Origin of the sequence: Kitasatospora sp. NPDC056783 (genome assembly GCF_042789895.1) — a bacterium.
Lineage (GTDB): Bacteria > Actinomycetota > Actinomycetes > Streptomycetales > Streptomycetaceae > Kitasatospora.
Map to the genome: position 1 here is coordinate 1 of NZ_JBHUAF010000373.1, position 8,592 is coordinate 8,592.

8 protein-coding genes are annotated in these 8,592 nt (G+C 74.8%); 5 read left to right on the forward strand and 3 right to left on the reverse strand.

Going from position 1 to position 8,592, the window contains the following annotated elements:
* Nucleotides 1–699 (reverse strand): condensation domain-containing protein (locus ACFRMQ_RS33875; RefSeq protein ID WP_380734603.1); only part of this gene is annotated, 699 nt, incomplete at its 3' end.
* A 719-nt stretch (nucleotides 700–1,418) separates the two neighbouring features.
* On the opposite strand from ACFRMQ_RS33875, the gene ACFRMQ_RS33880 reads away from it, so the two are divergent.
* Nucleotides 1,419–1,856 (forward strand): universal stress protein, encoded by a 438-nt coding sequence (locus ACFRMQ_RS33880; protein WP_380734604.1) that lies wholly within the window; start codon nucleotides 1,419–1,421, stop codon nucleotides 1,854–1,856.
* Between the two features lie 98 nt (nucleotides 1,857–1,954).
* Entirely contained in the window at nucleotides 1,955–2,884 is a 930-nt protein-coding gene (locus ACFRMQ_RS33885) for a hypothetical protein (RefSeq protein ID WP_380734605.1), read from the forward strand.
* Between the two features lie 118 nt (nucleotides 2,885–3,002).
* Here ACFRMQ_RS33885 and ACFRMQ_RS33890 read toward each other — a convergent pair whose 3' ends face one another.
* The gene (locus ACFRMQ_RS33890) at nucleotides 3,003–3,962 is read right to left on the reverse strand and encodes a LysR family transcriptional regulator (protein WP_380734606.1); all 960 of its coding nucleotides are present in this window, start codon (nucleotides 3,960–3,962) and stop codon (nucleotides 3,003–3,005) included.
* Nucleotides 3,963–4,142: 180 nt separating this feature from the next.
* Between ACFRMQ_RS33890 and ACFRMQ_RS33895 the strand changes: the two genes are divergently transcribed.
* Complete coding sequence (locus tag ACFRMQ_RS33895) at nucleotides 4,143–4,856, forward strand: class II aldolase/adducin family protein (protein ID WP_380734607.1); 714 nt, start codon at nucleotides 4,143–4,145, stop codon at nucleotides 4,854–4,856.
* Between the two features lie 139 nt (nucleotides 4,857–4,995).
* Entirely contained in the window at nucleotides 4,996–6,537 is a 1,542-nt protein-coding gene (locus ACFRMQ_RS33900) for an MFS transporter (protein WP_380734608.1), read from the forward strand.
* Here the strand turns inward: ACFRMQ_RS33900 and ACFRMQ_RS33905 are convergent.
* The gene (locus tag ACFRMQ_RS33905) at nucleotides 6,512–8,020 is read right to left on the reverse strand and encodes a PLP-dependent aminotransferase family protein (RefSeq protein WP_380734609.1); all 1,509 of its coding nucleotides are present in this window, start codon (nucleotides 8,018–8,020) and stop codon (nucleotides 6,512–6,514) included. The genes ACFRMQ_RS33900 and ACFRMQ_RS33905 overlap by 26 nt on opposite strands.
* A 316-nt stretch (nucleotides 8,021–8,336) precedes the next feature.
* Here ACFRMQ_RS33905 and ACFRMQ_RS33910 point away from each other — a divergent pair.
* Nucleotides 8,337–8,592: SCO5389 family protein (locus ACFRMQ_RS33910; RefSeq protein ID WP_380734610.1), on the forward strand; the 256-nt coding region annotated here is incomplete at its 3' end.

The following is an 8,592-nucleotide window of genomic DNA, read 5'->3' on the forward strand; positions in this document are numbered from 1 at the left end:
GCTGCGCTCCGCGGCCTCGGCCAGGGCCGCCCTGCCCCGCGCGTCCGTCCGCCACCCGACCGACGCCCCGGACGCCGGGGCCGTGACGGCGTGCGGCAGCCCGGGCAGGACGGGCTCGGTCGCCGCGGCCCACCGCGGCCCGTACCAGTCCGCGGCGCGGCGGACCAGCTCCGGGTCGGGCGCGGCCGCCGGCCCGGGCGGGGTCCGGTCGGCCGCCGGAGCGGCCTCGCCCAGCGCCTGAGCGTAGGCGGCGGCGAGTTCGGCCACCAGGACGTCCTTGGACTCCCCGTCGAACACCGCGTGGTGCACGACCACGAGCAGGACCGCCGCCTCGCCGCGGCCCCGGTGGAGGGTGAACCGCGCCGGCGGGCCGGCTTCCAGGTCGAAGGGCCGTGCCGCGTCCTCCGCCAGCCGCTTCTCCCGACCGTCCGCACAGTCCCCGGAGACGTCGACCACGTCGAGGACAGGAGCGGTGCCCGGCTCCAGGACGAGGCCGCCGTCGCGCTCCACGAACACCTGGGCCAGCGAGGGGTGACGCTCCGTCACCGTCGTGACGGCCCGCGCGAGCGCCTCGGCGTCGACCCGGTCGAAGGAGAGCAGGACCGGCATGTGGAACACCCCGTGCACCTGGCCGAGGCGCTCGGTGAACCAGACGCCCCGCTGTGCGGGCGAGGCGTGCGAGGGGAGGGAGTGCGGCATGTGCGACTCGATTCGGCAGTCGGTGAATGGTGCGTTCCCCGTGGCCGGGCGCCGACGTGGTCGGCGCCGCGGGTGCTCTGGCGGCGCGGCCGACGGGCCGCTGCGGCCTCGACGTCCCCGGCCCGCAGATCCCCCCTGCGGACCGTCGGATCGGCGCCGGCCTCCCCCGGCGAAGAGGCCGATCTTGGTCCAGACCTGCCGAGAGGTTCGCAGAGAACCCAAGCCCCGTCAAGGGTCGTCCCGCCCCCCGGAAAAACGTCATGCACGCGTCCAACCTGCGGGAACGCGAAGACGGTGACGCGCTTCTGATCGTTCGTCATCGTCTCGACTCCGCCCCGGGCCCCGGCCTGCGGCGGAGCCCGGTCGGGTCGCGGCGGGGACCGGACGGCTGACGGAACCTCAGGCCGCGGCGAGGGCGCCGGTGGGGATCGGCCGCCGCGCCGCGGCACCCGCCGCACCCGGGGCCGGCCCGAACCGGCGGCGAGGAACCCGGCCGCCGTCAACGGCCGGGCGCCCGCCGCGGTCCACAGCGGCACCCGGCCGAGCGGGCCCCACCGGTCCACCCGGGCCGTGGCACGGTCGGGCGCCCGCGAAGGGGAACCGGGAGGATGTCGGCCGTCACCCGGGCGGCGGGCCGTGGTGGCGGCGGCGCAGAACGGCCAGCACCGTGGTCAGGGAGGCCGGCGATCCGCCACCCGGCGACCCACAGGACGGTGCAGATGAACGCGAACGACTCCGCGCCCCGCGTCGTGGTCGGCGTCGACGGCTCGCCGTCCTCCTACGCCGCGCTGCGCTGGGCGGCCCGGCACGCCACGCTGATCGGCGGGATCGTGGACGCGGTCGGCGCCTGGGAGCCGCCGAGCCACTTCGGCTGGTCGGCACCGATGGTCGACCCCACCTTCGACCGGGAGCTGGCCGAGCGCCGGTTCGCCGACGAGCTGCACACGGTGCTCGGCGACGACTGCCGGGCGGAGGTCCGCCAGACGATGGTCATGGGCGATCCCTCCGACGTCCTGCTGGAGGCGGCCCGGGGCGCCGAGCTGCTGGTGGTCGGCAGCCACGGCCGCGGCGGCTTCACCAAGGCACTGCTCGGCTCGGTGAGCACCCACTGCGCGCAGCACGCCGACTGCCCGGTGGTGGTCGTCCGGGCCCGGTGACCTCGGGGCCGGTTCCGCGGCGCTCGGCCCGTCCCGAGACGATCCGTGAGTACGGGTACTCATGCGCACCGAGGGCGCCGGCTGGCAGGCTCCGTGCCATGGACAACGGCAAAGGGGCACTGATGGCCCTGCACCTCTTCCTGGTCTGGGCCACGATGACCCTCGCGGCGCCGGTACTCGGCTTCACCGTGGTGGGAACAGCCTGGGGAGGCGGCCCGGGCGCGGCGCTGACGGTCCTCGCGGTGGGGGTCCCACTGGCGGTGCTACTGCTCTCCGTCATGGGCATGCCGGTACGGACCGTGGTGCCGCTGTGCGGCTCCGTACCGAGGCGTCTGCTCTGGGCCGTCCTGGTCTTCGCCCTCGGCACGCTCGGCGTCCTGGCGGGTGTGGCCGCCTACGGCAAGGAGGTCGGTCTGGGCGACGGCGGCACCCGGATCGCGCTGACCGGGGTGCCGTACGCCGTCGCGGCGGCCTTCTTCGTGCCGGGCCGCTGGGTCCGGCTGGGGGCGCTGGCCGTGCTGGCCACCGCCGTCGCCTACGGAGGGTTCCTCGGCCCCGCGCAGGCGAAGCAGCGCCGGCACGAGGAGGAGGTCGCCGGCTACCGGGAGCGTGCGGAAACGCTGCTCCTGGGGGCCGCGCCCTCGGACATGCGGGTGTCCCGCGCCGAGTCCGGCCCCGCTTCCTTCTCCGCCGAGTACCGGCCCGTCCGGGAGGGGTACGAGTCACGGTTCGCGAACCTCTCGGTGCGCCTGTCGTTCACGCCGACGGTCCTCCGGTGCCCCGAGCGCGCGGAGCAGGGCGTGACCTGCTCGGTGGACGCCCGGGGCGACCTGCTCACGGTCCGCGACCACCCCTACGGCGGCCGGAGCGTCAGCCTCACCCGCCAACGCCAGAGGACGGAGATCGACGTCACCGGCGACGAGGTCGACGAAGCGGAGCTGCGCGGGATCCTCGACTCGCTGCACCCGCTGTCGGACGCGGAGCTGGAAGCGCTGATCCGGGAGGAGCGGATCCGCTACCGGATCTGATCGGGTCCTCCCACGGACCGGACCGATCACCCGGGCGGTGGCCGCCCCCCGCCCCGTCGTGACGGTGCCCGCACGGCCGCGGTGGCCCGGGGAGCAGGCCCGGTCCGCTCCGCGCCGGTCAGCGCTCGGGCGCGCCGTGCGGAACCGGCGCTCCGGTCCCGTCGCGGGCGCCGGGCCGGCCGGCCACCTCACGGATGCGGGCGCGCAGCCAGCGGTGGGCCGGTTCGTTCTCGTGGCGGGGGTGCCACAGCAGGCTGACACGCAGTGGCTTCAGGCTCAACGGCACCGGGAAGGCGGCCAGTCGGAGCGGGCCCGCCAGGCCTCGGACCAGGGTGGCCGGCGCGGTGCCGACGAGGTCTCCGGCGGCGATCAGGCGCAGCGCCGTGGTGAAGTCGGGCACGGAGGCCGCCACGGCGCGCCGGAGGCCTTCGGCCTCCAGGAGGCGGTCGGTCGTGGTGCGCAGCCGGCCGTGCCGGGAGACCACGACGTGGTCCCAGGCGGCGAAGCGGGCCGTCGTGGGCTCGCCGTGGCTCAGCGGGTGGCCGGCGCGGACGACGCCGAGCAGTAGCTCACGGACCAGTCCTTCCGAGCGGAGGCCGTCCTCCTTGTGCGTGTTGACGCCGATCGCCACGTCGGCCGCCCCTTCCCGTACGGCCGTGCCCTCGTCGGCCGTCCGCCCTTCGCCGAGGAAGCGCAACTGGACGCCGGGGGCCTCGGCCCGCACCCGGGCCAGCAGGTCCGCGCCGAAGCACGCGACCAGGTCCTCGGGGGCCAGGACGGTGAAGGACCGGCGCAGTGCGGCCGGTGTGTCCCCCTCGACCGGCCCCAGCAGGTTCTGGGCGTCCTCGACCAGGGCGCGTATCCGCGGCCGCAGTGCCAGCGCGTGCGCGGTCGGCTTCATGCCCCGGCCGGAGCGGACCAGCAGGGGGTCGGCGAAAGCCGTCCGCAGCCGTCCCAGGGCCCGGCTGACGGCGGGGACCGAGAGGTCCAGGCGCCGGGCCGCGGCGGTGACGCCGCCCTCCTCCAGCACCGCGTCGAGGACGACGAGGAGGTTGAGGTCGAGGGAGGTCACTTTCACCAGGCGAAAGTAGCACTTGCGTTCTTTTCACTGGTCACGGTCCCCGGCCGCTCCTTAGGGTTCGGGACATCGCCGCCGGCGACCGCCAAGGCCCCGCGCGCGGCGGGCCGTCGCCGTCCGGGCGGCGGCCCGGAGCCGCCCGGTGACGGGCCCGGAACACGACATCGAGGAGCACGATCCATGACGGACGGAAACATCGACGACCCGGTCGACCTGGTCGTGTCGGGCAGCCGGGTCCTGGCCGCGGCCGGACAGGGCGACATGGTGTGGGGACACCTCGCGGTCCGCGATCCGCGGGGGCGCGGGGTGTGGATGAAGGCGACCGGCTGGGGCCTGGAGGAGGTCACGCCCGATCGCGTGCTGCTCGTGTCGTGGACCGGTCAACCGCTGGAGGGGAACGGGCGGGTCCACCTCGAACACCACATCCACACCGGGATCATGCGGGCTCGGCCCGATGTCCGGGTCAGCGTCCACACCCACTCCCCGACGGTCAACGCCTTCAGCGCGCTCGACGAGCCGCTGTGCGCGCTCAGCCACGACGCCGTCGTCTTCGCCGAGCACGGCCTGCCCCGGTTCACCGCCACCGACAACCTCGTGCGCACCCCCGAGCTGGGCCGCGCGCTCGCGGCCGACCTCGGCGACGCCCGCGCCTGCCTGATGCCCGGCCACGGGCTGGCGGCGGTCGGCCGCGACGCCGCCCACGCGGTCATGTACGCGATCCTGCTCGAACGTGCCTGCCGGACCCAGCTCACCGCCCGGGCCGCGGGCGAGATCCGCCACCGCACCGGCCACCGGGAGTGCCTGGAGAAGGACGCGGTGGCCTGGGCCCCCGGCCAGATCGACGCCGGGTGGCGGTACTGGCGGCGCCGCGCCGCGCTCCTGCCGTCCGCCTGACCTCCCGGGAACGGGGCACGGACGGCAGCTGTCCGTAATGAACGATTGTGTTCCCTATCACCCGGGGTTACCGTCGGTGGTGGTGAACGGATCCGCCCCCCTGCCCGTCGTTCACTCCCGAGCCATTGGGAGACCTGCCATGGCCACCTCCCGAGCCCTGGCCGAGGCCGCGCCCGCGACCGCACGCCGGGGCCAGCACCCAGGGATCGCACTCACCGTCATCGCGGCGACCCAGCTGATGGTCGTCCTGGACGTCACGATCGTGAACATCGCGCTGCCGCACATCCAGCAGGCGCTGAAGTTCGACACCACCGACCTGTCCTGGGTCATCAACGCCTACACCCTGACCTTCGGCGGGCTGCTGCTGCTCGGTGGGCGCGCGGGCGACATCCTGGGGCGGCGGCGGGTGTTCGTCGTCGGTGTCCTGGTGTTCAGCCTGGCCTCGCTGCTCGGCGGCGTCGCGCAGTCCTCCGCCTGGCTGCTGACCGCCCGGGCGCTCCAGGGCGTGGGCGGGGCCATCGCCTCGCCGACCGCGCTGGCACTGATCGCCACCAACTTCAAGGAGGGCCCGGAACGCAACCGCGCCTTCGGCGTCTACTCCGCGGTCGCCGGCGCGGGCGGCGCCGTGGGCCTCCTGCTCGGCGGGATGCTCACCTCCTGGCTGTCCTGGCGCTGGGTGCTGTTCGTCAACGTGCCGATCGGCATCGCGATCGCGCTGCTGGCGCCGCTCTACATCAACGAGTCCGAGCGGCACCCCGGGCGCTTCGACCTGACCGGCGCGTTCTCCGCCACCGCGGGGATGGTCTCGCTGGTGTACGGCTTCATCCGCGCTTCCGACCACGGCTGGACGGACTCCGTCACCCTGACGGCCTTCGGCCTGGCGGTGGTGCTGATCGCCGCGTTCGTGGCGAACGAGCGGCACGCGCGGCAGCCGATCATGCCGCTGCGCCTGCTGCGGGACCGCAACCGCTCGGGCGCGTACGGGCTGCTGCTGTGCGTCGCCGCGACGATGTTCGGCATCTTCTTCTTCATCACCCTGTTCGTGCAGGAGATCCTCGGCTTCAGCCCGTTGCGGGCCGGCTTCGCCTTCCTCCCGATCAGCGTCGCCATCGTCGCCGCCGCCCAGTTCGCCGCCCGCACCCAGGTGCGCTTCGGCCCCAAGCCCTTCCTGGTGGCCGGCTCGCTGCTGGTCCTCGGCGGGGTCATCTGGGCGACCCGGATCGACATCGACAGCGGCTACGCCGCCGGCATCCTCGGACCGACCATGATGTTCGGCTTCGGCATGGGCTCGATCTTCGTCCCCGCCACCCTCACCGTCGTCTCCCGGGTCGCCCCGCACGAGACCGGGGCCGCCACCGGCATGCTCAACACCGCCCAGCAGGTCGGCGGATCGCTCGGGCTGTCGATCCTCGTCACCGCGTACGGCACCGCCGGCCGCGACGAGGCCCGGCGGCAGGCCGCGGCGTTCCTGCGCCAGGCCACCCCGCAGCAGGCCGCCCGGTTCCGGGACACCGGCCGCCTCCCGGCGCCGTACTCCTCGCAGGTCCTGGCGCACGGCATCAGCAGCGCGTTCCAGCTGGGACTGGTGTTCGCGGCGCTGGCCGTGACGATCGCGGTGTTCGTGATCAAGGTCAGCCGGCCGCCGGGGCCCGTCGTCACGGCGGACCGGCGAGCCCGCTGACCTCCGGAGGCCGGTCCGGGTCCCCGGCCAGCCGCGCGAGTCGGCGCAGGCCGGGGACGAACGCCGACTCGGGGGTGTTGCCGTACCCCAGGACGAGCCCGTTGTGGGCCGCGTCCGGGATCAGACAGTGCTGGGACAGCGGCCGGGGCGCCAACCCGTGGCGGCGGGCGGCGCGGGCCAGGGGCAGGTCGGCCGCCTCCGGTGGCAGTCGCACGGTCAGGTGCATCCCGCTGTCCCCGCCGGTCACGGTGTGGGGCACGTCGAAGTGCTCGGCCAGGGCCACCCTGAGCGCGTCACGCCGACGGCGGTAGAGGCGGCGCATCCGGGCGAGGTGCCTGCCGTACTGGCCGCTCTCCATGAAGTGCGCGAGGGCGAGCTGTTCGTGGCGGTGACCGCCGCGCAGCAGCTCGTCCACCACCGGTGCCGCCCGGTCGACCAGCGGCTCGGGCAGCACGAGGAACCCCACCCGCAGGGAGGGGAACAGCGTCTTGCTGAAGGTCCCGACGTAGAAGACGGGCGCGCCGGGCGTCAGGCCCTGCATGCAGGCGAGGGGCTCGCCGCTGTGGCGGAACTCGCTGTCGTAGTCGTCCTCGACGATCCAGGCGCCGTACCGGCGGCAGTTCTCGATCAGGTCGAGGCGTCTGGACGCGGTGAGGACCGCGCCCGTCGGGTACTGGTGCGCGGGGGTGGTGCACACCAGGCGGGGCGGGCGCTCCCGCCAGTCGGACGCGGAGATCCGCAGGCCCTCCGCGTCGACCGGGACGGGCACCACGGCCAGGTCGCCGCCGACCAGCGCGGTCTGCGCGCCGCGGTGGCCCGGGTCCTCGACCCAGGCGGTGTCCCCCGGGTCGGTGACCAGCCGGACGCACAGGGAGAGCGCCTCCTGCGCGCCTTCGGTGATGACGATCTGTTCCGGGGCGCAGCGCATCCCGCGGGCGAGCGCGAGGTGGTGCAGAACGGCCGTCCGCAGTGCGGGCTCGCCCTGCGGCGGGCCGTAGCCCAGCAGCCCGGTCCCGCCCCGCACGAGCACCCGGTCCAGCGAACGCCGCCAGGCGGCCAGGGGGAACTGGGCCAGGGCGGGGACCCCGGGCGCGAAGGCGTGGGAGTCCGCGCCGACCAGCTCGCGCTCGCGGATCCGCTCGGCGCGCCGCGCCAGCGTGGCCGGGGCCTGGTGCCCGCGGTCCGCCGGCTCGGGGCGGGCCAGCGCGGCGACGCGGGTGCCCTGTCTGCTGGGCTCGATGTAGCCCTCCGTGCTCAGCACCTCGTACACGAGGGTCACGGTGTTGCGTGACACCCCGAGGCCCTCGGCCAGGGGCCGCGAGCCCGGTAGCCGACTGCCCGCCGGGAGCCGGCCGTCGAGGACGGCGGCCCGCAGCCGGTGCAGGAGCTGTTTCTGCAGGGAGTCCCCGCCGCGCGCCCGGGTCAGGGGTTCCTGGAGCAGGAAGTCGAACTGCGGTCCGAGAGCCTCGCTGTCGGCCGGCACCGTCCCGCCCTCCCTCACCACGTCCTCCGGGCGCGCGCGTTCCGTCGTGGCTCCATGGGGTGACCCTAACGCGGGCCTTGCCGGGGGGCCACGCCGCGACCGGCCCATGAGAGGACCGGCACGCCCCGGGGGAAGGGCGGGGCTCCCGGCACCCGCGCCGTCAACCCTTCGAGGGCCCCCGCTTGACAGGGCGTCAGGGTGACCGGAAGAGTCTTCCTTGCAATGGTTTTCATCTTCGATAACCGTTGCGGGTGACCGCTGCCCGCCACGGGCCGCTGCCCAGAGAAGCCCGACGCATCCCCCGAAAGAGGACCTCATGTCGCTCGACGTCTCCCCCGCCCTCCTCGCCCAGGCCCAGCAGGGCCGCGTCGACGAGGCCGCCTTCCTCGACACCGTCCGTGCCTCGCTCCCGTACGCCTACCAGGTCGTCGCCGGGCTCAGCACCGAACTCGCGGCCGGCGAGGACGAGTTCACCACCGACAACACCACGCCCAGCGACGAGCAGCGGGCCCAGCTGCTGCGCGCGCTCGCCAGCAACGCGATCCGGGGCAGCCTGGAGGACCACTTCGGGG